Origin of the sequence: Nostoc sp. (genome assembly GCF_036916735.1) — a bacterium.
Classification (GTDB): domain Bacteria; phylum Cyanobacteriota; class Cyanobacteriia; order Cyanobacteriales; family Nostocaceae; genus Nostoc.
In genome coordinates, this window is sequence record NZ_JBALFV010000116.1 from 22,677 (window position 1) to 44,667 (window position 21,991).

The window sequence follows — 21,991 nt, forward strand, 5'->3', positions numbered from 1 at the left end:
GTAAAAGACTTTAAAAAACGCACAGAATAGGGAAAATGACTATTTAAGCCAGAAGCGATCGCTGGTAAAGCTTACAGAAATAAATCTTTCCGAAGAGTTATTTTGGCATTTCTTTGCAATACTTAACTAACTTCTAATAAAAAAAGTGAATATAGATTAAAAGTGATAATTAACATCATAATTTATTAAGTTATTCAGACTGAATTGAGATTATGCTTAATAATTGAAGTCTAGTCGATCATCTTTAAGTAAATAGGTGCAAATGAACTTAAACATTTGTTGAGCTTTTTGTACTTTGTCATTTGTTTGAGTGTTAAATACTAAAAAATAAAGTTTATTTGTGCCAAGTTACTGACTAAGTTGTTGAGCAAGACAGTAAAAATGCGATCTAAGCCAAGTAATAACAGCGACAACTAAAGTAAACTTAACAACAATCACGTAAAATGATAAAAAAAATTTTGCTGGCTGTATCGGGATTGGGACACGCAGAAGAAATGCTCAAAGCCCTGAAAGAAATTCCTTCAATTCAATCTGCAAAAGTGACAATTTTGCATGTTGTTCCTGCACAAAGTACTGCTACTACCATGACAGCTAAATGGGAAAATGGCGGTAAAATTTTAGCTAATGCCATTCAAACTTTGAACTTAGATCCTAGCCAGGTTTCTTCAATTTTGCGCGAAGGCGACCCTAAAGATGTAGTTTGTCAAGTAGCTGATGAAATCGACGCTGACTTGATTATTATGGGTTCACGCGGACTTAAGCGGCTGCAATCCATTTTATCGAACTCAGTCAGTCAGTATGTTTTCCAGCTATCTTCTCGCCCAATGTTGCTAGTAAAAGATGATATTTATGTCAAAAGAATTAAGCGCATTATGGTGGCAATAGACAACTCTGATTCTGCCAAAAACTGCTTGAAATTGGCACTGTTTTTACTGCGAGATATTCAGGGTGGCGAGTTAATTTTGGCAAATATTGCCACAGATTTAGGCGGAAAAAAATCGGAAATAAATGAAGTTAGTTCAGACAAAAATCCAGTTTTAGCAGCCGCAGTTGCAGAAGCCCAAAAACAGGGTATCCAATCTCGTTCTTATGTTAGTAGTGGAAAACCTGGTGAACAAATTTGTCGGTTAGCAGAGGAGTTGAATATAGATTTATTATTGCTCGGCTCTCCAGATCGTCGTCCATCTATCGCTAAGAGTTTTGTTGATATAGACCGACTTATCGGATCTTCCTTGTCTGACTATGTTCGAGTCAATGCCACTTGTCCGGTATTGTTGGCGCGGACGATCGCTTAAAGTCAAAATAGAGTTAGTGGTTGATAATAAAAACCCCTGCACCAGTAGTGTAGGGGTTCTTTATTTGATACACAAACTCTTAACTATCTTTTCCACCTTGGCGGCTAGCAGTTTGGATGTACAGAATTAGTAAAAACACAGTGGGGACTAGTACAAACAAAATGCTTGCTACGAACCCCAGGTCATTAACTTGCATGGCAAGAAAGCCTCTCTTAAATTTCCAATCAACAAGATTAGGATAGCATCATCGACGACACAGTTATACCAATTCAAAATTCAAAATCAGGAAACTTCATTTTGGTAAGTATTTTGACTACTGACTGGATACAAATTGAAGCAGTGGCAGATTTAACAAATTAAGGCTTCGTAACTACACTAACTGAGCCATTCACTAAAGTTTGACAGGCAAGGCGGTAATTTTCCGGCTTTTTTTTGAATTTGCGGTTTTCTACGTCTGTGCGGGGGGAAAGATTTTCTAATCCTTCAACTATCTCGACAACGCAAGTACCACACTGACCATTACCACCACAATTGGTCATCTTGCCAATAAATTTATATATATCAATGTCATTTTGCATGGCTTTGAGCCGGAGATTTGCACCATCTGCCGCTACTACTTCTTTATTCTCTTTAACAAATTTGATATTACCCATAACTGATTCCTCCTTGACTCTAAGCTTGGCTTTCAAGGCTTCATATTGACATGGCTTGATTCATATCTTATTTATTATATTCAATTATTACAAAATATTAATAAATATTAAGTTTATAAAATATAGCGGCACAAAAAAAATAGAACAGGTATAGTTCCTGTCCTATAAATTGAAAAATAGATTAACTTACCTAAATCCCACGGCTGCTTGCCAAACAAAAGCAAGCAACAAGAAGAATACAGGGATAACTGGGAGAACGTCCACCAAAGGATCAAAGATTTGGTATGCTTCAGGCAGTTTTGCTAATAAAAGTGCTGCTTCCATGTTTGTTTAAATCCAACTATCCAACACAGCTTTCATAATTGAGAAATATCTTAACATGGTTTGGGTCTTGCTAATTAGTCAATAATCATTTGTAATTTCCTCTTCATCTGGTGCTGATTCAGATGAGTTGAGCCAGTGACCAAATTCTGTGACAAAGCGATCGCTTAATATTGCTTCTCTAATATGCTGCGTAAAGCGAATTAGTTCGGTAATGTTGTGAATGCTCAACAAGGTATAAGCTAAAATTTCTTGCGATCGCACTAAATGAGATACATAAGCCCGGCTAAAGTTTTGGCAGGTGTAACAAGGACAAGTTTCATCTAATGGCGTAAAATCTTCACGAAACTTAGCATTTTTTAAATTCCAGCGTCCGCCCCGGACGATTGCTGTACCATGTCTCGCCCAACGGGTAGGAATTACGCAATCAAATAAATCTATACCAGATGCGATCGCGATCGCCATTTCCCGATAAGTACCGACACCCATCAAATAACGCGGCTTTTCAGGCGGTAGAAGCGGTGCTGTCACTTTTACAATCTCAGCCATCAATTCTGGCGGTTCTCCCACACTCACGCCACCAATGGCATATCCCGGCAAATCCAACTTAGCCAAAGCTTCGGCCGCACGGCAACGCAAATCTAAATACACGCCCCCTTGCACAATCCCAAACAACGCTTGCTCACTGCGTTGATGAGCCGTTATGCAGCGTTCTAACCAGCGATAAGTGCGCTCAGTTGCAGTTTCAACCTCTTGGCGAGTCGCTGGGTAAGGCGGACACTCATCAAAGGCCATAATCACATCAGCCCCCAAAGTATTTTGAATCTCAATAGATAGCTCAGGGGTCAAGTTAATAATTTGTCCATCATGGGGTGAGCGGAATGTGACGCCTTCTTCTGTAATTTTCCGCATCTGGCTTAAGCTGAACACTTGAAAACCACCCGAATCTGTGAGCATTGGGCCATTCCAACCCATAAATTTGTGCAACCCACCACCCGCAGCTACAATCGCTTCCCCTGGTTGTAGGTGAAGATGATAAGTATTAGATAAGATCATTTGCGCCCCAGTATCTCGTAGCTGAGATGGGGTAAGAGTTTTGACATTCGCCAGTGTTCCCACTGGCATAAATCTGGGGGTTTCTACAACACCGTGAGGAGTGAAAAACACTCCTGCTCTAGCTTTGGTTTGGCTACAGCAAGCAAGACATTCAAAGGAAAAATTCGCACTCATACCATTTTGGATTTTTGAAGATGCGCCTATAGCAATACAGTTCGGTTAATATGTTTGACTCTTGGAGATCCCCCCAACCCCTCTTTTTCAAGGGGGGCTTTGTCTCTTGTTTACCCCCAATTTATCGGGGATCGCCGCAGGCGGGGGGATCTTAACCGAACGGTATTGGCGCTTATAGGACTTACGCAAAACTATACGATGTAGGGGCAATTTTGAATTGCCCCTAGATCAATAAAGCGCAACCTCAGATAAATTTGGTATAATAGTGGCTATTTTAAAAAGAATCAGAACAGTCATCGTCAATTTCTGCATCCCACCTAGCTGAGAGGACTTGCTCCATCATCGCTTCTATGGCGCTGACATTGAAGTTTCGCTCTCGTCGCTCTTGTATGGGGGTTGAGCAGGGAATCAACCGCAGACACACTCCTTCTTGGATCAAATCAAAATAGGTTTCTTGTTGCGACGACTGTTTTAGTTCCAAGTAATCAAAACTACAAACGTTTAGATATAGGGCGTGGTTAGCCACTAAGGTAGACCTTTGCGGATTGGCGAAAACTTCCATCACATCCCCTTCACCCTCGCTCAGTACCTTATCTTCTTGGGTGTAGATGTAGTGGACTCGACCTAAGTCTGTCAGCAATCGCCGGATATCGAGCTTATTCACAATGATGCCCGTGTTAATAATGCACGGAGCTGGTATCCTGATGTCGGGTAGATGGTGACTCATAGGAAAATAGCGATTGAGCTAAGGAGAGCGACAACATAGCTAAACTGTCATAATTGAATAGCTTGTTTACTTCCTATATTTAAAAAAATATCAATTTTGTGGGGCAATCGTCTAATAATTTGAAGTAAGTTTTTAGTTAACGAATACAAAACACTAATTTTGATCCCTAATGGAATTTTAATTTCCTGAATCATTCGTTTTTTGTATAAAAAGTACTTTTAATTATTTATTTACCACTTAGAACAGCATAACAAAATATTGAAGAAGAATCTTTAATAGAAGTAAATCTTATCTAAAGTTTTAAAGTATGCTCATGTTGGTTTTACTTAACCCAAATCTATTATCCAGCAATTAACCATATATTAATGTTACTAAGATGACGAAACAGCAACAGTGGTGGAAAAAGCTGCTGTTAAAGCTAGCAGCAGCTGTCATATTTTATACAATTATTCCTATCCCGAATTTGGAGGGATTAGACTTTGGGAGAGTGGCACGTCTTGCTTTGGTTGTAGGGTTAATAATTGGGGGAATTTTAGGATTACTGGATACGGGGATGGATTATCTAGGTATGCCAGTGTTAACTCGTAGTGCTTTAGTAGTCAGCGTTTGGATTGCGATAACTGGAGGACTGCACTTAGATGGGGCAATGGATACTGCCGATGGTTTGGCAGTGGGTGACCCAAATCGGCGACTGGAAGTGATGACAGATAGTGCTACAGGTGCATTTGGGGCAATGGCAGCGATCGCCTTAATGATACTAAAAATAGCAGCTTTGACGGATATGCCAGAAAACCGTTGCTTATTGCTGATGGCTGCTTGTGGCTGGGGACGTTGGGGACAACAGGTAGCGATCGCGCGATATCCTTACCTGAAACCAACTGGTAAAGGTGCATTTCACAAACAAGCCATTCGTTCTTACAAAGATTTGTTACCGGGATTGTTGTTGCTGTTTGGTTTGAGTGGTTTACTTTGGTTGATAGATAGACAGCAGCTATTTCTCGCACTGGCAATGATAATTGCTGGAAGTGCGATCGCTACTTTAACTGGCGCGTGGTTCAACCACAAATTAGGTGGACACACAGGAGATACCTACGGTGCAGTCGTTGAGTGGACTGAAGCTTTATTTCTCTGTGTATTGACTGCTGTAGGAAGTTAGGAGTGAGGAGTGAAAAGTGAGGAGTTAAAAATCAAACCCCAAACCCCAAAACCCAAACTCTTAACTCCTAACTCCTAACTTCATTTAATCAGTTGCAGCAAAGTGAGGAGTTAAAAATCAAACCCCAAACCTCAAACCCCAAACTCCTAACTCCTAACTTCATTTAATCGGTTGCAGCTTTGTCACCTTGAGTTTAAAAGCCCCAACTCCAGTTTCCCCAAAAGAGCGGACACGAATCACATAATTCCCTGTCTCTACGATGCGAGTAAATAGTAGGGAATTGCTACTACCATCAGGGCCATCATCATTTTCTGCCAAAGTCGATCCATCAGGTGCTAAAAGAGTGATAATGCTGTCAAAGTTTTCGGATGACAGGTCAATTGCTAAATTATCGCCCTTCTGTAACTTCACTGTATAATCACGGGCAAACCCACCTTGACCTGTGGGAATGTCTTTGTTTGAGAGGGTATCAGAAAATTCAGTACTGTTAGATAAAGGAATTGGACTATACAACTTATTTTGAGCAAAAGCTGCACTTGTACTTATACTTATTGCCAACAATGTGGCAGGAATAATCATGAGTTGTTTTAAACCTGCTGCAAAAACTTTATTCATACATTTCAAGCAATTTTTTCTACAAAGATAGGGTAATTCGGTCAATTTATGCACTTATCTGCTAAAGCCTGCCTATTACTTATTGATTTATCTGTCTTTGACGGCAGTAGCTACTGCTACTAATCCTAAGACGACAATTCCATACTGACGAAGTGTTTGCACAGCAGACCTAGCAGTAGCACCAGTAGTATAAATATCGTCTATTAACAGCACTGGGACATTTGGGGGACGATGGCAAAATTCTTGGCCAACAGCAAAAGCGTTAGCCAAGTTTTTTTCTCGTTTAGATACCGATAAACCGAATTGTGCTTCAGTTTCTCGCACTCTTGCTAAACCATTTAGTTTCAATTTTAATCCTGTTATTTCGCAGAAGCTTTGGGCTATCAGTGCGGCTTGATTATATTTACGTTGCTTTTGCTTGCTAGGGTGGAGTGGGATGGGAACCACCACAGGCTGTCTATCTTGTCTGGGTGAATTTAACAACCATGCCTCTCCTAACCAGTGACCTAAAGGACGAGCTATTTGGGGTTGATTGTCGTATTTCATCGCCGCAATCGCTCGTTTCACCGGGCCACCATACTCTCCCCAGCCAAATACTGGTATTGGCTCTTGCCACAGAGAAATCGGGTCTTGACGTTGACATTTTTGCAGTTGTCTGGTGCAGTTATGACAGAATTCTTGCGAGGTTGCACGTTGGCAAAGAGGACAATGGGATTGGAGAAAAAGATTTAGTAAGCCTGTAAGATTTTTAATCAAAGTGTGCATTTTAAGAGTTAGGAGTTAGGGGTTAAGAGTTAGGAATTCATAACTTATAACCCTTGACTGTTGTGGAGTAACTTAACATACACGCGATCGCACCTTGTTGTTTCTACTCCCGTTGCTGGAGTGTAGCCGTTGCTTTCATAAAGCTTGACTGCTTCTACTAAAACGCTGGCGGTTTCAATCCAAATTTGCTCAAAACCACGCTTTGCGATCGCTGCTTCTAGCTGTTGTAACAAATATTTCCCTAATCCTAAACCCCTGATGCTGGGCAAAAGATACATTTTGCGGATTTCTACAGCTTTTTCGCCTCGGTGTATGGGGTAGTATGCCCCAGTACCCACTAACTGGCTTTGGTGTTCAATTACCCAAAACTCTCCCCCAGTAGCTAAATAATATTCCTCTACTCCCAGCACATCTCGGTCAGCGCCCTTTGGTTCCCAACCCAGACCGTATTCTGATAATACATAACTGATGACTTCGGCGGCTCTTGTGCGATCACTTTGCACCCAATCACGGATTAAAAAATCTTGATAATAGTTTTTCATTACCATTTGCTGGTCAAGTTTACACAGAAAAATTTTCCGCATCTATATCCCAATTTACTCAGCAAATAGCAATTCTTGCAGAGTCCGTTTCAGGTGGTACTCTCAAGGTGTCAATGAAAAGACTTGGAAAGAAGAATTGTTTTCCTCTCCCTAAGTCTTCTTACTAACGACAATTCAACGATATAGTAGCGATGCCTGCGGTGGGTTACACCTACGCTGACATTGATGTTACGACTTGATATCAGCCTTTATTACTCTTCCAAAAGCCCCAGATAGCTAAAGTGATACCAGGAGTTAAATATTTGTAGAATGGGGCAAAACTGAAGACCCGCCTTTTGTTAGGGGCGGGTGAAACGCCTGGATAATTTATATCTTGGAAATCACTAAGCTCTTTCATCACTCTGGTCAAAGAAAAATTTTAGCCAACTTCTAAACAAGGCATAGAAACTGGGTTTGTCGCTTTATTTTCTAACATTATGGCTAAAATGATATCTTTTGTCTGAAAGTCTTGTGTAATAAGGATTATTGTTTTATTCTCTGGTGAGAGTGATGAAAGAGCGCTAAGGTTTAGTTAACTGACAATTCCCAGATTGTTGTAGATTTCGATGAGATTGCCATCAGGATCGCGAAAATGAGCTGTGCGGATTCCCCAACTGGGGCGATCTTGTGGTTGAGTTACAACGATCGCATTCTGAGCTTTTACTTGCTCATAGACTTCATCCACGTTATCGACAGCGAAAATCAAGGCAATTTTATCTCGATTGACAACATAAGAAGGCTGTTCGATTCTTGGAACTACTTCAGCCATTAATTCTTTTTTGAACAAACCGAGCTTGAGATATCCGGTATTAAACTCAGCATATCCGCTATTTTCATCGCCCCAATCGACATCAAATTTCAGCAGATCCCGGTAGAACAGAAAAGAATCTTTGTAGTTGGAGACAAGCAGTCTCAGGTGTGTTAACTGAAGCTTCATATCTGTTGGGTTAGTCTACTAACTGTGAATTCTAGGTTCTGGGTGCAAAGTCGCCAGCAACTCACTTTCAACAATTGCTAATTCATCAAGCCGTTGCATGACAATTTCTCTGTTAAAATAAGTAGCAGCTAAAACCCAATATATACCGTAGTGACGCGCTTCGGATGCCATAAGTCCACGATAAAATTTTGCTAACTCTGGCTCTGGACAGTGAGCGGCTAATAGTCCGAGGCGTTCGTGAGAGCGAGCTTCAATTAAACCAGTGACTAGTAAGGAATCCAGAAATCGCTCAGGTTCTTTAGCGCGGATACTAGCTTTTAAACCAGCGCCGTAGGGAGGCGGTGGTAGGGGAGCTAGGGGAATATTACGGCGTTCTAACCATTGGTTAACTAGCTCAAAGTGTTCTAGTTCTTCGCGGGCGATCGCAGTTAGTTCCCGAACCATTTTAGTATTAGAAGGGTAGCGAAACATCATGTTTAAAGCTACGCCTGCTGCTTTACGTTCACAGTGCGAGTGGTCAAGTAATATGATGTCTAAATTAGCAATTGCTTGTTCAACCCAAGCAGAGCTAGTGGGTTGTTTCAAGGCGTTGATAGTTGGTAACTGAGTAAGCACATCAATCAATATTTGGATTTTAGATTTTTCCATAGTTAAAACTCATGGTCTGTCCCCAGACCCCAGTTCAACGCAGACAACGAATCGCCTCTAATAGACCTCTAGCTTTATTGAGCGTCTCTTCGTATTCTTTTTCTGGTTCAGAATCAGCTACCAAACCTGCACCAGCTTGCATGCTTACTGTATTATCATGCACTACCATTGTGCGAATTGCGATCGCAGTATTTAATTGTCCTTCAAAATCGTAATATCCATACACACCTGAATAAACACCCCGACGGCTAGACTCTAATTCGTGGATAATTTCCATCGCCCGAATCTTGGGTGCGCCGCTTACCGTACCTGCTGGGAAGCAAGCTTTCAATAAATCCCATGCTGTTTTACTAAGTGCTAATTTACCCACAACATTGCTGACTATGTGCATCACATGGGAGTAGCGCTCAACTACCATTAATTCATCAACTTTGACGCTACCATTTTCACAAACACGCCCTAAATCATTGCGCCCTAAATCTACAAGCATCACATGTTCGGCAACTTCTTTAGGATCTTCGAGTAAATCCTTTGCAAACGCTGCATCTTCCTGGGTGGTTTTACCCCGTGGACGTGTTCCGGCAATTGGGCGTACTGTTGCTATTACTCCAGCATCTGCATCAGTTTCGGCTTTCACCATTACTTCGGGACTAGAACCGATGATTTGCCAATTTTGGAAGTTAAAGTAAGCCATGTAAGGCGAAGGATTTATCTGACGTAAGGAGCGATAAAGGGCAAACGGGTCACCTGTGTATGCTGTTGATAGTCGCTGGGAAATTACTACTTGAAATATATCGCCTGCTTTGATGTAATCTTTGGCTTTTTGGACGCTAGCACAAAAATCAGGGCGGGTGAAATTACTATTGTACTCCTCTGCTGCTTTGCTCCCTTGCTCCTCTGTTCCCCTGCTCCCTGGCGGTTTCCATTCCAATCGAGTTTTTTCTGGCGATAGAGGCAGAGATAGCTTTTCGAGCATTTGGGTGACGCGATCGCACGCTTGTTGATATGCTGCGTGTAAAGACGTTACATCTAACCTCTCTACGTTACGTAAATCAGCATAGGCGATCGCCCAAATTTTCCGCTTCACCTGATCAAAAATCAATAGGTGGTCTACCTGCATCCACAATCCATCAGGGATATTTCGCTGATCTGGTGGATAAATTGGCACACGCGGCTCAATCCAGCGAATTAATTCATAGCCCCAAAACCCAAATAAACCGCCAATTCCTGGCGGTAGCTGTGGTAACTTGACTGGGTGAAAAGGTTCTAAACACTCGGCTAAAGCTGTAAAAGGGTCGCCTGCAAAAACTACCTGTGAACCATCACGGTTTTTCTGGGTTGTGCGATCGCCCCTTGCTTCCAAAACCCACAAAGGATCGCAACCTACTAAACTATAGCGTCCCAGTTTTTCCCCACCTTCGATCGATTCCAACAAAAAGCTATAGGGTTGACCTGCACAGACTTTATACCAAGCAGATACGGGCGTATCTAAGTCTGCTACCCATTCTTGATATACCGGGACGAAGTTGCCTTGTTGTGCTAGGTTGGAAAACTGGGAGAAATCCGGAAACATCATTATTTTTCAAAGGTAATTGGTAATTGGTAATGGGTAATGGGTTTTTACTTACCAATTACCCATTACTAATTACCCATTAGCTACTAACAGCTAGTTACGGAGCGTCGTAGGTATAAACACCGCTAAACTTAAGTTTAGCGGGACTGGGGTTTTGTCCGATACGACGGTCTACATAACGCACTTTGTCACGACCTTCATTCACTTTTTCAGGGAATACACCATCAGCTGGGTGAAGTAAGGTGGTTTCTCCGTTGGGTAAAATCCGGTAAACTTTGTAATCTGTAATTTTGAGTTTCCGGAGTTGCTGACCGCCCAAAAAGATTCCATATTCTTTACGAGCTATATACAGCAGGTTTTCACCTTTGCGCATAATAGCAGCACCACCTGTAGGCAATTCAAAAACTTGCTCTTTCGGGCTAGTCCAAGTGATAGCGTACTTTTCTTCAACTTCTGCTTTGTTTAGCAAGCCACCGGTGCTGCCACCAAATAGCGGGGTTTGTCCAGAGAGTGTTTCTGCCATAAGTGATCCTCTCAACGTTTTTAGGGAATCCTAACACCGCAACCAGGATCATATTGCGATCGCGTCATAGACTGTAACAGTTTTTAGTCATTTATCCTTTGTCACTTGTACTGAGTTTGTCCTCTTAGTAGCCGTAAAGCCTGCGGCATAGCTACGCTTAAGGCGCAGCCTCTGGTAGAGTTGGGCGTAGTCGAAGTATTAGTCATTGGTTATTAGTCCTTTGTTAAAAACTAATCCCCAATCCTCAATTCCCAATCCCTATTTACTCTTGACTTTTGTCCGCTTTTCCTCTTGGCTACTTTGAACAATTGGTATGGTGAAATGAAACTGACTACCCTGGTCTTTGCCTGTTGACTCTGCCCAAATTTCCCCACCCCAGCCATTAACAATTTGACGGCAAATTGCTAAACCAAGTCCAGTGCCGCCAGTGGTGCGGCGCAGCGCTCCCTCCTCCTGATAGAAGCGGTCAAAAACCACTTCTAAACGATTTGGTTCGATGCCGCGTCCAGTGTCTGCTACAGTTACCTCGACCATTTGATGGTTGTTGTAAATTGCTTTAATGGTGATTTCTCCTTGGGGTGGCGTAAATTTACAAGCGTTATCTATGAGTTTTGCCAGTACCTCCACTAGCCAATCACCATCAGCTCTAACCAAAGGTAGATTTTCGGCAATTTCAGTCTTGATTTTCGGCGGCTTTTCCATTGAGGAACGTGTGCGATTGCGGCTAAGTGATAAATCTATACACTCTTGTAAAGTCAGGGATTCTGGATGCCATTCCACCCGACCGCTTTCCAAGTTGGAAAGTGTGAGGAAATCTTGTACCAGTTTTCGCATCCGTTCTGAGTCGGAAAGAGCAGTATTAAGCATGACCTGCTGCAACTCCAAAGGCATGTCAGGCTCACTAGCAAGGCTTTCTAAGCACACTTGAATGGTGGATAGGGGTGTACGCAGTTCATGCCCGGTGATGGCTATGAGGTTGCTGCGGGTGCGGTCTAGAGCTTCTAACTGCTGGTTAAGCTCTTCTAGGTTGGCGTAAGCTTCCGCTTGGATCAGAGCTGCTCCCACTTGGGTGGCGATCGCTTCTACCAAATCCAATTCCCCAGGTTGGCACTCGTGGGGTGGCATTCGACAATAGTGCAACTCCACAATGCCCAATAATCGCCCTTGATAGAATACTGGTTCTATCAACCAAGAACGAATGGCAAACTTTTTGGCGATCATGGAAAGTGCTGGCGAACTGGTAACGCGAGGGTCACTCAGTGTATCGCTTACACAAACCCCTTCGCCAAGTTCGACTATGCCCCGAAATAGAGAATTTTTTTCTAACTCCCAGATTTGCCCACGAACAGATAAAATACCAGGAGTTAAAAACTCGTGTTCAATTATGGCTTGGCTATCTGTGGCTTGAGCGCGGTAAATTAGACAGCGACAGGCTTCTAGGTGTTGTCCTAATTCTTGTGCCGCCACTTGGAGAACTTCGTGTGGATCGAGCGATCGCCGAATGGCTGTGCTAATCGAGTTGACTAATCGTTCTTTTCGTGCTTGGGCAGCAATGGAACGGTAGGCTTTGTGCAATTTGTACTGACTAGCTTGCAAGTAAGTTACTAAGCGCTGCACAAAGGGATCTGTATCGATGTCACAAGCATATTCATTGATCTGTTCTGCTCCAGAGTGGCTTCGCGGCTCTCCTATACCAAACCTCTGACGTGCCTCCTCAATTTTACTTGCCAGTTCTGGTCTGTAAACCAAAATCCTGTTTAACAGCAGTTCAGCTGCTTTGATACTAACTCCTCTTTCCGATGTCCAAACTCCCTCAAATCTTCGCGCTGCGTCTATATCCAGATTAGGGCTTAGTTCCGGTAATTGGTTGTTTTTGGTAATAGAACCAAGGCTTTCCCGGCAAACTAGACAAGTAGCATAATTGTCAGCAATCACTACCAAATGCCACTCATGGCTTAAGCCATCCGTTGGCTCAAAAGCTATCTTTTCGTAGTATTCTGAACTGTTGACAAAATCCGTTTCAGGAGCAGCCAAAACGTATATTTGGTTACTCCGTAAAGCAAGTCGTTGGTAGCGATGAGCTTCTTGGCGGTAGAATCGCTCTCGCTGAAAACTAGCAATTACAAGGGGTTGTGCTAAAGTCGCAGCCAAAACTTGATCTTCCATCGCATGGGAGAGCGCCGTTAATGAAGCCTTAAAATATAGCTGGGGCCGCAAGTATGCTAGGGACTTTAGCAGATCACTCAGCACAGAAGTCGAAATGCTCATGAATTATTGTTAAACGTTCAACCTCGACAAGATCCACGTCACAGCTGCATTGTACAAATTCCAAGGGACTCTCAAGCTAAATAAAGAGTTTCAATATGTAAAGAACACGCTTAAGCACTTTCTGCCAAAGCAGGCGCAACACTTTGTTACCAATTAGAAGGAGTGCATACAACTTTATTTGTTGATTGACAACCTACTACGCCCAATATACATTCTCGACCGAGTTTGAAATATGCTTGCACAATCAAAATATTTCCGTACTAAGTACTAAATTATTAATTTTTGTATGCTTTAAACTATTTTTATTGATAACCACTGATGATTGATTGATAGTCCAGGTGTAAGCAAAGTAGGCGATGTCTAAGCTGTTAAGCATTTAAGCAAGCACATTGAGGCCGCAGGGGGCAGTTCTTGCTGACAGCAAGGGAGAGGGTTTGCAGCTTTTTTTGACAATGAAAATAGTGTAACTTGTAGGCGCGACAGCTTACAACAGGCTACTTTGCTTACTGTTGATTTATGGTCACTAAATAAACTTTCTTATTCAAAAATCATTACTGCTACATTCACATAATTTAATCAATAATTATTGATTAAATTTAATCAATTAATGAATTCTCATAAATTAGTCTAATCAAATACCATAGATATTTAAAACAAAATCGTATAATAGTAGAAAACAAATAATCTCGGCCCTACAAGTGGGAAAAGTGTCAATTTAGAGTTATAAAATGTAAGTCACGTTAGACGTAACTTAAGTCTTGAAACACTTGTAATTTCGTGGGTAGTCCCAAAACTAAGATTTTGGGCGAGTCTAGAAACCCTTATGCGATAAGAGGCTTTTCTAATTCACATCAGGCGTAAGTCTATAAATATCTGCTTCTACTGGTTTGAGCGCTGCTATGTTGTCAGCAGTAGTTAAGTGTTATTTTGGCTCCAATGGCTCAAGCAAGTTTTAGAAAGCGTCTTTTATTTGAAAGTTGTGAGGGTCAGCAACCTCTACTCAGAAGACCACAAAAATATAGACCTGTACACGGAACTTTAGCTAATGACACCGGATACGCTAATCACCCAGGAAAAAATTTTCCTGGATGGAAAAACTTTTATTCCTGCCGAACAATTACCTATCCCGGAGTGGCCTTGTGTTGTGAGTGAAAGACCACAACCGACACTGACGGTTAAAGATGATGATTTATTTTTTGTGACGGATACTATTGGGAATATTTCTGGCTGTTCCCTCAATGATGGCAATTCCAGCATGGGACTGTTTTGTTGTGATACGAGATTTATCAATCGCTTGGAGTTGCAAATTGAAGGGCGATCGCCTGTACTCCTGAGTAGTACTGCTGAAAAAGGGTTTTCACTCTCAGTTTTGTGTACCAACCCCAGAATCGACGAACGCCTAAGAGCAGAAACTGTGGGAATTCGCCGGGAAATGGTTCTAAATGGGGCACTATTTGAAGAAATAGAGGTATCTAACTACAGCACAACAACTGTCAATTTTGAACTAAGCATCAGCTTTAATGCAGATTTTGTTGATTTATTTGAAGTCCGGGGCTATGACAGAGAAAAACGAGGTCGGCTCTTACGTCTAGTAGAACCAACGGCTGAAGAAGGAACAGTTTCTCTAGCCGATAGTGTTTCGCCTATACCCAAAGAGCCACCAACTTTTAGGGAAGAATCTTTAACACTTGCCTATCAAGGTCTGGATGGCTCAATAATGGAATCCCGTATTTTATTCCAGCATCACCAACCAGACTATTTCAAGGGTTACACTGCGGTTTGGCAGCTAGAGTTAGCTTCTCATGAAACTCAAAAGCTGGGCTACCGAGTGAGCATGTTCAAAAACAACCAGTCTAGTTCAACTGTAAGCGCCGCCTTTACTTTAGGACAGGCGAAAGCTGCTGAGTTGATGGAGGAGCAACACTGGGTAGAACAAATTACCCGCATTAGCTCAGATAAAAACACCTTCAATCGCGTGATTGAGCGGGCCGAGCAAGATATGTATTTGTTGCGTCAGTCTTTTGGTAAGCATAAGACAGTTTCGGCTGGAGTGCCGTGGTTTTCGACACTATTTGGGCGGGATTCGCTGATTACAGCTTCTCAAGCCCTAATGTTAAACTCGCAAATCGCCAAAGAAACCCTAATATTGCTTGCGGCATACCAAGGTAAAATCGACGACGAATGGCGCGAAGAAGAACCGGGTAAAATTTTGCACGAGTTACGTATGGGAGAAATGGCTCGTTGTCAAGAAATTCCCCATACACCCTACTACGGCACAGTTGATGCCACTCCCCTGTGGTTGATGCTGTATGCCGAACATTATGCTTGGACTCACGATCACGAACTCCTAGAGCAACTTTGGCCGAATGCTCTAGCAGCAATGGACTGGATTGATCGCAATACGAAAGAAACCAGCTACCTCAGTTACTTCCGTAAATCCAAACGCGGTCTTGTTAACCAAGGTTGGAAAGATTCTGGTGACTGTATCGTAGACCACAAGGGAGAATTAGCCAACGGCCCAATTGCCCTTTGTGAAGTGCAAGCTTATGTCTATGCTGCAAAAATGCGCCTAGCAGAAATAGCTAGGATGAAGAAGCGGCTTGATTTGGCAGATCGCTGGCAAGAAGAGGCCAGAAGTCTCAAAGTTCGTTTTAATCGAGATTTTTGGGTGGAAAACCAGGATTTTTGCGCTTTGGCTTTGGATGGAGATGGCAAGCCAGTAGACAGTATTACCTCAAATCCTGGTCATTGCCTGCATTTGGGTCTTTTCAGCCACGAAAGAGCTTATAGTGTAGCAGAACGATTGCGGGCACCAGATATGTTTAATGGTTGGGGCATTCGTACCTTGAGTAGTTTGTCACCCGCTTATAATCCAATGGGTTATCACATTGGTTCGGTTTGGCCCCATGATAACGCTCTGATTGCAATGGGATTGCGATCGCTTGGTCTGATCGATCAAGCCTTGGAACTTTTCCAAGGTTTATTTGACATGACCAGTCAGCAGCCTTATCAACGTCCTCCAGAACTCTTCTGCGGCTACCAACGAAACGGTGATAATGCCCCAGTGCAGTATCCAGTTGCTTGTACTCCCCAAGCTTGGGCTACTGGTAGTATTTTCCAACTACTGCAAATGATGGTTAACTTAGTGCCTGATGCTCAAAATAATTGCTTGCGAATAATCGACCCCGCTTTGCCAGAATCGATTAATCGCTTGTCATTTCATAATTTGCGAGTCGGCCCCACCATCCTCGATTTAGAATTTGAGCGTTCTGGGACTACGACTGCTTGTCGCGTTGCAAAAAAACGAGGTAATTTACGGGTAGTTATTGAAGCCTAGAGAAATTAGGGAGTGGTGAATGGCTCACTCCCTATTTTATGATTAGTGCGTAGGCGTAGCCCGTCGTAGACATCGCTTAGTAGCATAACCTGAAATTCAGCACCACGGCTTGTCCTACTATCTACTACCAAGCAAAGCAGTGTTAGTCTGCTTCATTGCCAGTGTGTAGAGTTCTCAATAGCTGCTCTGTAAGCTCGATCAATTCAAACACATAATTTTGCGTAATTTGTGTAGTTTTGAAGCCATGAGCAATAGAATTACGCAATGGGAGTGCATCCATTAGTAACTGATACTCAAATTTTGAAATTATACCTTCAGTTGCTAATTGCTTTATTAAGTAGAGTGGATCAAATCTTTGTAAACTTAGCTCTTCCTTTTGGGCAATAAGTCTCAAAGTTGCTTCTACTAAAGACCAGGAATATAGGATAGCTGATTCTGGATGTTGCGTTATAAGTTGCCTTGCTAGTTGCAACTGTGATTCTATTTCATGTTCTTGAAGAGAAGCCTCTGCTTTGGGAGAATACATTGTATCCTCTGGGTTGGTCATTACTAATTCAAATCTCCAACCAGGATGTTTTTCTACCGCTTGAGCTAAATTACCTAAGTATTGATTAGAAGAAGAGTTTAGTGAAGAGCGTGACTTAACTTCAATAACTACATTTTCTTCTCCCCGACGTACTATCATGTCAGGGCGATAGTTATTAAGGAAGTCAGGCAATTCTTCTGGATTTGGATGAAAAAAAACTTCGTAACCCTTTTGGCGATACTCCTGTGCTAGTTTCAGCAATCGCTCTCTTTCTAAGTTTGCGGTTGAAGTTTCCATCAGGTAACTACCTCCTGGTTAGGAGCATTAATTACGACAATATGTAAGAACTCATTGCCACGGGCAAAACCTTCCGCCAATGTCGAGGTCATGTTTTCTATTCTAAAGTTACCTGACAAATTCCTCTTTCTAACTAGAAGATCGCTTACTTGATTGTCATCGACGTAGGCTAATCCTTTAATTGCATCTTGAATAGGCTTCACTATATTGTCTACATCTATTTGAACAGAATCATAGAAATAGGTTATCTGGAGCATAACCAACCCAGTGGCTGTTTTTTGTTCCGAAGACCAGTATTTTTTAACCTCTTGTCGCACTGTCTTTTTCCAATCTTGAAGTCGATTGCCCTTACCGCGAGTACGAGTCTGTTGTGATACTGGTGGGCCATCTACTATGAACTCAAATCTAGTCAATGCACTTCTAAATAATAGATCGCATGTTATTTTATACTAGTAACCTAGAACACAAGCAAATAACTCCCGCTACTCGTGACAAAGGAATACTGCTGTTACTACTGTTGCTGTGTCGGCCAGTAGCTTCGCTGAGTGCTTCACAAATTATCTAATCACTCACACCATGCCCTTTCTGGCTCAACCGATGCCAAGTGAACAACATAATGTTAAATTACCAGCCTACCTACGCGATCACCTCAAGTTCAAAGATGGTAATAAATTTATTCTTAGGTAAGGGCTAAGGATGTAAAAACCACAATAATTTACACCCATACTCTTAACTCCTGCACAGACGCTATTAATCGCGTCTCTACTCCTAACTCCTAACTTTTTTTATGCTTCTTCAGAATTATCTCTTTTGTGTCCTGGGGATGCTTCGTAAAGTGCATCAAGATGTTGACGCGCATCTTCAACGTTAATCGAACGCATTACCAAAAGTGGCTCTTTAATTAAGTTACCCGCGTTATCTAATAACTCTGGATGGGGTACAAACTGTTTTTTTGATGAATAATAACCATAGTTGCTTTGATTATTTATTGGTGAGGAATTCGTCGGGTAAGTTCGCTCCCGATCAAAACTAAACATGATCAGGTTACGAATTAAGTTGCCAACAGCTATAAATGCAAGGATTGTAAAAGCAAGAATGTAAAGCAGGTGTAACATTGAATTTTCCTCCAAGACAGCAATTTTTAAAAGTTTATTTTGATTTTGTAACTCTTTGTTTCGCCGACACTATGACTCACAGTTAAGACGAGTATTTGACGCACTCTTTGTGTAATTACATTTATATGAAGCTATTTTTCATCCGTTATTCAACTTGTTACAGTATCATATGATACATTATTTTGTTAATCCCAAGAGTGTTAAGAAAGTGTTAAGAGTTTTTTACTATTTTTTTGACGGCTGATTTACCGTCTTGTGTAGATGCAAAGGGGCTAGTACCGCAAGGCAAAAGTCAAAAGTCAAATGTCAAAAATCAAAAAGCTTGCTTATAGGGCAGACTTTTTGGCGATTTGGAATGGGTGGTTTATTTACGCCAGACTGTACTAGTCTTGAGACATCGCTAAGTAGACTGCCAAAATTTAGCAGATGCTTCTATGTGTTGCTTAGGCTTCACGCGTTTGGCGAAAGCGCATTGCGACATTCCAACATTCTGTTACTAATTGATGCCAAGGCATTAACGTTGCCATATCAATTCCGACTTGTTTATCAGTTGCAGTAAACAACATCTTCGCCGTATTCAGTTCATCTTGCGCTTGCTTAACCCGCAAAAGCAAGTCAGATTGCTCTTGGTGACTCATAAATGATAGTTGCTCGGTTTCGAGTAAATGACGCGATCGCGCAAACCAATGCTGAAAATCTTCCAGCAGGGGTTCTAAAACCGTTTTCAGCAAATTAGTCCCTGGTAAATTTGAGTCTGACATAAATGGGAGGATATTTCAAACTTTCTTACTAATATTAACGTTATTTACGTTTCTTAACATTTTTTTTCTTTTTCTCATAATTCGAGGATAATAAAATTTGTAACAAATAACACAAATTTTATTATATAGTCTTGATCCCAGGTTTGTACAGTTCCTTTGGAGAGGCATCTATAGGTATAGCTGACGCTAAGTTGCAATTCATAAGATAATTTAGCGATCGCGTGGAATCCTGAATTTGATACTCACCGAACCGATCAAAAATTTATCTTTATCCCCTATCACAAATTAAGTCAGTAGTTAGAAGATAAAGCTGAAAAAAGCAAAAATTAAAGTCGTTATAGTTGAATAAGCCGAAAGATTCAGATAAATCACTTTTTGTAATCACCTCGCCAATGGTTCAGCAGCCAATGTCGCCAAATTCATCAAATCAGTCAGAACAAGTTGAAAAAATTTATTTACCGCGTACCAGCGAATCGGAGAACCTAAAAAAGATTCGCCACACTGCTTCCCATGTTATGGCAATGGCAGTACAAAAGCTGTTTCCCAAGGCGCAAGTTACAATCGGCCCTTGGATTGAAAACGGTTTTTACTACGACTTCGACAATCCAGAACCATTTAGCGAAAATGATCTCAAAGCCATCAAGAAAGAGATGGTGAAGATTATCAATCGCAAGCTGCCAGTAATTCAAGAAGAAGTTAGCCGCGAAGAAGCCGAACGTCGGATTCAGGAAATTAAGGAACCTTACAAGCTAGAAATCCTGGCAGATATCAAAAAGGAACCAATCACGATTTACCACCTGGGGAATGAATGGTGGGATTTATGTGCGGGGCCTCATCTGGAAAATACCAGTGAATTAAACCCCAAGGCAATTGAACTAGAAAGCGTTGCTGGTGCTTATTGGCGTGGGGATGAAACTAAAGCCCAATTACAACGCATCTACGCCACCGCTTGGGAAAGTCCAGAACAACTCGCTGAATATAAACGGCGCAAAGAAGAAGCGCTACGGCGAGATCACCGAAAACTTGGGAAAGAACTGGGATTATTTATATTTTCCGATCTAGTAGGGCCAGGTTTACCTTTGTGGACACCTAAAGGTACTCTGTTGCGGAGTACTTTAGAAGACTTCCTCAAACAAGAACAAGTAAAACGGGGTTATTTATCTGTAGTAACACCTCACATTGCCAGAGTAGATTTGTTTAAAACCTCTGGACATTGGCAGAAATATAAAGAAGATATGTTCCCCTTAATGGCAGATGATCAAGAATCAGCTGCACAAGAACAGGGCTTCGTTATGAAGCCGATGAACTGCCCTTTCCATATCCAAATATATAAGAGTGAGTTACGCTCTTATCGGGAATTACCGATGCGACTGGCGGAATTTGGTACTGTTTATCGCTACGAACAATCAGGGGAATTAGGCGGTTTAACGCGGGTGCGCGGTTTTACTGTGGATGATTCTCACCTGTTCGTCACCCCAGAACAGCTAGATAGCGAATTCCTCAGTGTAGTGGATTTGATTTTATCGGTGTTCAATAAGCTGCAACTGAAGAATTTTAAAGCTAGACTCAGTTTCCGCGATCCTGCTAGTGATAAGTACATCGGTTCAGATGAAGTTTGGGACAAAGCCGAAGGTGCGATTCGCCGTGCAGTTGAAACTTTGGGGATGGAACACTTTGAAGGGATTGGAGAAGCGGCTTTTTATGGGCCAAAACTTGACTTTATCTTTAGTGATGCCCTAGATCGGGAGTGGCAATTAGGAACTGTGCAGGTTGATTACAATTTGCCAGAACGCTTTGAGTTGGAGTACGTTGCCGAAGATGGTGTTCGCAAACGCCCAGTGATGATTCACCGTGCGCCTTTTGGTTCGCTTGAAAGGCTGATTGGGATCTTAATTGAAGAATATGCGGGCGATTTTCCTTTGTGGTTAGCGCCAGTGCAAGCTAGATTACTACCGGTGGGTGATACACAGCTAGATTTTGCTAAAGATGTGGTGACGAAAATGAAAGCGTTGGGCATCCGTGCAGAAGTTGATACTAGTGGCGATCGCTTGGGTAAACAGATTCGCAATGCAGAGAAAGAAAAAATACCCGTGATGGCTGTGGTGGGAGCTAAGGAAGTGGAAACCAACACCTTGAGTATCCGTACCCGCGCCTCTGGGGAATTGGGAGTCATACCTGTAGATGAGGTAGTGGATAAGATGAAGGATGCGATCGCTAAGTTCGAGAACTTCTAAAATCTAACCGCAGACGCACACTAATTATAATTGGTGTGCGTTTTGTTTAGTAGATCAGAATTAATTTGAAGCACCCTTTAATTTACTTACCACAAATAAAGGATAGTAATTATTATGATAGTTAATTTTATATTTACGTTAGTTCCGTTAGGTAAAGGTTCCACATATTTGGTGCTGGGAAATTTATATACCATTCTGGCTACAGGAAAATATACAGGCGGATAGTATGAGGTGAATTCATCCAGTTCAAAGACTCATTTTAAATTTAATTTTTCACAAGATTTGGAAAATAAAAAAGTATCAAAGACAACAAAACAGTTCTCAATCACCGCACCCAATAAAACTTTTTGAGTTATTCAACACTGATAGCATTGATTTAAACACTTGTGGAATCTGCTCTTCTTAAACAGATTGGACTTACATCAATTA

The 21,991-nt window shown here is 41.8% G+C and carries 21 protein-coding genes; 4 read left to right on the forward strand and 17 right to left on the reverse strand.

The window, feature by feature from the left end; genetic code table 11:
* Positions 1-443: 443 nt before the first annotated feature.
* A complete protein-coding gene (locus V7L20_RS28775; RefSeq protein ID WP_334747351.1) occupies positions 444-1,295 on the forward strand; it encodes a universal stress protein in 852 nt (283 codons plus the stop codon).
* A 79-nt stretch (positions 1,296-1,374) separates the two neighbouring features.
* Here the strand turns inward: V7L20_RS28775 and psbM are convergent, their stop codons facing one another.
* The 5 genes from psbM to V7L20_RS28800 all read right to left on the reverse strand — a co-directional run bounded on the left by psbM (position 1,375) and on the right by V7L20_RS28800 (position 4,226).
* Entirely contained in the window at positions 1,375-1,491 is a 117-nt protein-coding gene (psbM, locus tag V7L20_RS28780; RefSeq protein ID WP_012407089.1) for a photosystem II reaction center protein PsbM, read from the reverse strand.
* A gap of 160 nt (positions 1,492-1,651) precedes the next feature.
* Positions 1,652-1,948: a 2Fe-2S iron-sulfur cluster-binding protein gene (locus V7L20_RS28785; RefSeq protein WP_190939272.1), complete on the reverse strand. Its 297-nt coding sequence runs from the start codon at positions 1,946-1,948 to the stop codon at positions 1,652-1,654.
* A 186-nt stretch (positions 1,949-2,134) separates the two neighbouring features.
* Positions 2,135-2,272, reverse strand: coding sequence for a photosystem II reaction center protein K (locus V7L20_RS28790; RefSeq protein WP_006195022.1), 138 nt, complete (start codon positions 2,270-2,272; stop codon positions 2,135-2,137).
* Positions 2,273-2,350: 78 nt separating this feature from the next.
* Positions 2,351-3,499 carry a tRNA guanosine(34) transglycosylase Tgt gene (gene tgt, locus V7L20_RS28795; protein WP_334747352.1) on the reverse strand — a complete coding sequence of 383 codons (1,149 nt, stop codon included), beginning with the start codon at positions 3,497-3,499 and terminating at the stop codon, positions 2,351-2,353.
* 274 nt (positions 3,500-3,773) lie between these two features.
* Positions 3,774-4,226: a hypothetical protein gene (locus tag V7L20_RS28800; RefSeq protein WP_334747353.1), complete on the reverse strand. Its 453-nt coding sequence runs from the start codon at positions 4,224-4,226 to the stop codon at positions 3,774-3,776.
* Between the two features lie 376 nt (positions 4,227-4,602).
* Between V7L20_RS28800 and cobS the strand changes: the two genes are divergently transcribed.
* The gene (gene cobS, locus V7L20_RS28805; protein ID WP_334747354.1) at positions 4,603-5,382 is read left to right on the forward strand and encodes an adenosylcobinamide-GDP ribazoletransferase; all 780 of its coding nucleotides are present in this window, start codon (positions 4,603-4,605) and stop codon (positions 5,380-5,382) included.
* Positions 5,383-5,541: 159 nt separating this feature from the next.
* On the opposite strand, the gene V7L20_RS28810 is transcribed toward cobS, so the two are convergent.
* The 8 genes from V7L20_RS28810 to V7L20_RS28845 all read right to left on the reverse strand — a co-directional run bounded on the left by V7L20_RS28810 (position 5,542) and on the right by V7L20_RS28845 (position 13,292).
* Positions 5,542-5,997 carry a PPC domain-containing protein gene (locus V7L20_RS28810; protein ID WP_334747355.1) on the reverse strand — a complete coding sequence of 152 codons (456 nt, stop codon included), beginning with the start codon at positions 5,995-5,997 and terminating at the stop codon, positions 5,542-5,544.
* A gap of 87 nt (positions 5,998-6,084) precedes the next feature.
* Entirely contained in the window at positions 6,085-6,762 is a 678-nt protein-coding gene (locus V7L20_RS28815) for a ComF family protein (protein ID WP_334747356.1), read from the reverse strand.
* A 44-nt stretch (positions 6,763-6,806) separates the two neighbouring features.
* Positions 6,807-7,304, reverse strand: coding sequence for a GNAT family N-acetyltransferase (locus V7L20_RS28820; protein WP_334747390.1), 498 nt, complete (start codon positions 7,302-7,304; stop codon positions 6,807-6,809).
* Between the two features lie 571 nt (positions 7,305-7,875).
* On the reverse strand, positions 7,876-8,280 hold the full coding sequence (locus V7L20_RS28825) for a VOC family protein (RefSeq protein ID WP_334747357.1): 405 nt from the start codon (positions 8,278-8,280) through the stop codon (positions 7,876-7,878).
* Positions 8,281-8,298: 18 nt separating this feature from the next.
* The gene (locus V7L20_RS28830) at positions 8,299-8,928 is read right to left on the reverse strand and encodes a tRNA-(ms[2]io[6]A)-hydroxylase (RefSeq protein ID WP_334747358.1); all 630 of its coding nucleotides are present in this window, start codon (positions 8,926-8,928) and stop codon (positions 8,299-8,301) included.
* Positions 8,929-8,962: 34 nt separating this feature from the next.
* Positions 8,963-10,504, reverse strand: coding sequence for an anthranilate synthase component I (gene trpE / locus V7L20_RS28835; RefSeq protein ID WP_334747359.1), 1,542 nt, complete (start codon positions 10,502-10,504; stop codon positions 8,963-8,965).
* A gap of 94 nt (positions 10,505-10,598) precedes the next feature.
* Positions 10,599-11,024, reverse strand: coding sequence for a photosystem I reaction center subunit II PsaD (locus V7L20_RS28840; protein ID WP_334747360.1), 426 nt, complete (start codon positions 11,022-11,024; stop codon positions 10,599-10,601).
* A gap of 258 nt (positions 11,025-11,282) precedes the next feature.
* A complete protein-coding gene (locus V7L20_RS28845) occupies positions 11,283-13,292 on the reverse strand; it encodes a DICT sensory domain-containing protein (RefSeq protein WP_334747361.1) in 2,010 nt (669 codons plus the stop codon).
* 1,045 nt (positions 13,293-14,337) lie between these two features.
* On the opposite strand from V7L20_RS28845, the gene V7L20_RS28850 reads away from it, so the two are divergent.
* A complete protein-coding gene (locus V7L20_RS28850; protein WP_334747362.1) occupies positions 14,338-16,629 on the forward strand; it encodes an amylo-alpha-1,6-glucosidase in 2,292 nt (763 codons plus the stop codon).
* Positions 16,630-16,771: 142 nt separating this feature from the next.
* Here the strand turns inward: V7L20_RS28850 and V7L20_RS28855 are convergent, their stop codons facing one another.
* From V7L20_RS28855 to V7L20_RS28870, 4 genes are all read right to left on the reverse strand, one after another.
* Positions 16,772-17,452, reverse strand: coding sequence for a hypothetical protein (locus V7L20_RS28855; RefSeq protein WP_334747363.1), 681 nt, complete (start codon positions 17,450-17,452; stop codon positions 16,772-16,774).
* Positions 17,452-17,865, reverse strand: a complete 414-nt coding sequence (locus tag V7L20_RS28860) for a RusA family crossover junction endodeoxyribonuclease (RefSeq protein WP_334747364.1) — start codon at positions 17,863-17,865, stop codon at positions 17,452-17,454. The genes V7L20_RS28855 and V7L20_RS28860 overlap by 1 nt, the downstream gene beginning before the upstream one ends.
* Positions 17,866-18,237: 372 nt before the next feature.
* Positions 18,238-18,567, reverse strand: a complete 330-nt coding sequence (locus tag V7L20_RS28865) for a DUF2973 domain-containing protein (RefSeq protein ID WP_334747365.1) — start codon at positions 18,565-18,567, stop codon at positions 18,238-18,240.
* 443 nt (positions 18,568-19,010) lie between these two features.
* The gene (locus V7L20_RS28870; RefSeq protein ID WP_334747366.1) at positions 19,011-19,328 is read right to left on the reverse strand and encodes a DUF2605 domain-containing protein; all 318 of its coding nucleotides are present in this window, start codon (positions 19,326-19,328) and stop codon (positions 19,011-19,013) included.
* Between the two features lie 392 nt (positions 19,329-19,720).
* Between V7L20_RS28870 and thrS the strand changes: the two genes are divergently transcribed.
* On the forward strand, positions 19,721-21,562 hold the full coding sequence (gene thrS / locus V7L20_RS28875; protein ID WP_334747391.1) for a threonine--tRNA ligase: 1,842 nt from the start codon (positions 19,721-19,723) through the stop codon (positions 21,560-21,562).
* Positions 21,563-21,991 lie beyond the last annotated feature (429 nt).